3 protein-coding genes are annotated in these 1,244 nt (G+C 51.5%); all 3 read right to left on the bottom strand.

The window, feature by feature from the left end:
- A partial coding sequence (locus tag LGT40_RS00405) for an IS66 family transposase (protein WP_369075664.1) occupies positions 1 to 410 on the bottom strand: 410 nt, incomplete at its 3' end.
- 50 nt (positions 411 to 460) lie between these two features.
- Entirely contained in the window at positions 461 to 805 is a 345-nt protein-coding gene (tnpB, locus tag LGT40_RS00400; RefSeq protein WP_226069677.1) for an IS66 family insertion sequence element accessory protein TnpB, read from the bottom strand.
- Entirely contained in the window at positions 802 to 1,161 is a 360-nt protein-coding gene (gene tnpA / locus LGT40_RS00395; protein ID WP_226069678.1) for an IS66-like element accessory protein TnpA, read from the bottom strand. The genes tnpB and tnpA overlap by 4 nt, the downstream gene beginning before the upstream one ends.
- Between the last annotated feature and the right edge of the window lie 83 nt (positions 1,162 to 1,244).

Raw genomic sequence — 1,244 nt, 5'->3', positions numbered from 1 at the left:
TGGGCAGGCACCACATCCAGCAACTCGGACACATCTTCACCGGCCGCCTTCATCGCTTTACCACAATCAGGGCAATCACAGCTGGCAGGTACCTGTTGTTGAACCGTGCGCGGCAAATGAGCAGGCAACGGTTTACGGGCCCGTGTCACTTCCTGCGTAGCCGGTTTATCTGTTGCCGGCAGTTCTACCGCCGCAATGGCGGTTTCCGTGTCCTCAATCAATAAATCCAGCTGGGCCGTGTCTTGCTGCTTTTCAGAAGAGCGACCAAAACGCTGACGAAGCAGTGCTTGTAAACGCAACGTGAGGGTCTGGTTCAGGCGTTTTTCAGTCTCAAGCTGCACCTGCAAATCAACCAGCATTTGTTTCAATGCAGTGGGGTCATCGGGCAGGTTTTTTGTCTGAAAATTCATACGGTTATTATACCGGAAAATACAGCGGAAAGCCGCATTTTTACTCACTTTCAGGCAATTATTTTAGGCCTTGATGTGCGCTTTGGTGCGCGCCAGTCAATGCCTTCGAGCAGCATCGATAACTGGGCATAAGTGAGGTGGATTTTCCCGGCGTTTGCCGATGGCCAGATAAACCGGCCCTGTTCCAGTCGCTTGTAAAACAGGGATAGCCCTTGTCCATCCCACCACAGCACTTTGACCCTATCACCCCGGCGGCCCCGAAAGATAAACACCTGCCCCGAAAACGGGTTTTGTTTGAGTTGAACCTGCACCAAGGCTGCCAAACCATCAAAGCCTTTTCGCATGTCGGTATGGCCGGCTACCAGCCATATTCGCGCACCACCCGGAATATTCATGTCAACATCTGCACAAGATGTGACAACAATGTCCGGGATGGATCGTTCAGTCTGAGCGTGTGGCCGGTGCTCAGCAAAACATTTATCTCACCGTTTAGCCAATCATTACCCTGAACGCCAGGCTCAACAGCAAACTCGGTTGATGCAACACTGACCGGTAATAGTCGCGTCGGCTGAGCTGACCAGGCGGCACCGTCTCGATATTCCTTTATCCAACGTGTCAGTTGGTTGGCATTAATATCGTGCGCCCTCGCTATCGCGGCTTTGGAATGTTCACCCGATAATGCCGCTTTGACAATGCTCAGCTTCTGCTCATTGGTATAACGTCGCCTTGGCAACTTCGCATGGTGATTCATGTGTTAGATCCCCATCTAAATTTAAATGGGGATCTAAACAAGTGTCGTTCAATTCCGGTAGGGTGTGCTCAGTGGACGCTTAC

The sequence above is a fragment of the Methylophaga pinxianii genome, from assembly GCF_020447225.1.
Taxonomy (GTDB): Bacteria; Pseudomonadota; Gammaproteobacteria; order Nitrosococcales; family Methylophagaceae; genus Methylophaga; species Methylophaga pinxianii.
The sequence above is the reverse complement of the archived record's forward strand: the minus strand, read 5'-3'. Positions and strand labels throughout refer to the sequence as shown.

Excerpts from the sequence above, each read along its gene's own strand:
- tnpA (WP_226069678.1), bottom strand. The coding sequence starts at position 1,161 with ATGAATCACCATGCGAAGTTGCCAAGGCGACGTTATACCAATGAGCAG.
- tnpB (WP_226069677.1), bottom strand. The coding sequence starts at position 805 with ATGAATATTCCGGGTGGTGCGCGAATATGGCTGGTAGCCGGCCATACC.